This is a genomic window from Streptomyces sp. AC627_RSS907 (assembly GCF_019049165.1).
Map to the genome: position 1 here is coordinate 1 of NZ_JAGMUE010001112.1, position 1056 is coordinate 1056.

The 1056-nt window shown below is 65.7% G+C and carries 2 protein-coding genes; both read right to left on the bottom strand.

Annotated features, from left to right (window positions below):
- Positions 1 to 10: 10 nt before the first annotated feature.
- The gene (locus tag KUM32_RS40560) at positions 11 to 208 is read right to left on the bottom strand and encodes a DUF397 domain-containing protein (protein WP_187061888.1); all 198 of its coding nucleotides are present in this window, start codon (positions 206 to 208) and stop codon (positions 11 to 13) included.
- Positions 193 to 1056 (bottom strand): Scr1 family TA system antitoxin-like transcriptional regulator (locus tag KUM32_RS40565; RefSeq protein WP_374227616.1); only part of this gene is annotated, 864 nt, incomplete at its 5' end. The genes KUM32_RS40560 and KUM32_RS40565, both read right to left, overlap by 16 nt.

Below are 1056 nucleotides of genomic sequence, written 5' to 3' on the forward strand. Positions count from 1 at the left end.
GTACGGGACCTCAACCCTGGAACTCACCCGCCTTGACGCCCGCTATGAAGGCCGCCCAGGCGGTGGGTTCGAAGGTGAGGGTGGGGCCGTGGGGGTCCTTGCTGTCGCGGACCGGGACGGCTCGGGCGGTTGCCGCGTGGTCAGGGGCCCATTCCACGCACTGGCCCGCTTGCCCGCCGCTGTAGCTGGACTTCACCCATCGGTACATTCGTGTTCCCTCCGGATCTGGTGGATGAGGCGCAGCGAATCCGCTTCCGAAACGGCGGAAGCGCGCATGTGGTCAAACTTACCTGCCCACTCCCGCACGGCCTCCTGCGAGTCGTTGATGTGCCCCTTTCCTGTGGTCTCGGAGTAGAGAACGGGCGACTCATCGTTCATGGTTGGCGACAGCAGCGTGAAAGGGATTTCTGCTGCCGGCGCGCCAGCCCGGAACGGAAGCACCTGGAACGTGAAGTGTGGTTCCGAGGCCCGCTCCAGTACGTAGTCGAGCTGTGCCGCCATGATCTTGGGGCTCCCCACCGGGATCCGCAGCGCGGCCTCGTGGATGATCAGCCAGAAGTGCGGGGGTGACTTCCGGTCCGTCACCTCACGCCGAGAGAGCCGCGCTTCCACATGGGCCTTGATCTCGTCATCGCTCTTGCGCGGCGATGCGGAGCGGAAGATCGCCTCCGCGTACTCGGGCGTCTGGACCGCGCCCATCAGGAAGGTGTTCGAGTAGTCCGAGACGGATGCCGCTGCCTTCTCCAACGCGACGTACGGCAGGAACCAGTCAGGATGGTTGCGCTCGCGGATGCGCTCAGCCAGCCGACCGAAGTAGCCGCTGGTCTGGAACACCCGGTCGCACGACTCCGCGAACTGGGCCGAGCCGAGCAGACTTCCGTTCTCGACGTGCGAGACGTACGTGCGGTCGTACGCTGTGGCCAGCGCGAGCTGTGTTTGCGTCATCCCCGCGTGCTCGCGCGCGAAGCGCACCTCGCTCCCGAAGAAGGCAAGGCCCCCAACGGGGATGTCCGGGTCCGTAGTTGATTGACGCAGCGTCATCTTGCGCCCACCCCT

Coding starts and splice junctions, on each gene's coding strand:
- KUM32_RS40560 (WP_187061888.1), bottom strand. CDS start 208: ATGTACCGATGGGTGAAGTCCAGCTACAGCGGCGGGCAAGCGGGCCAG.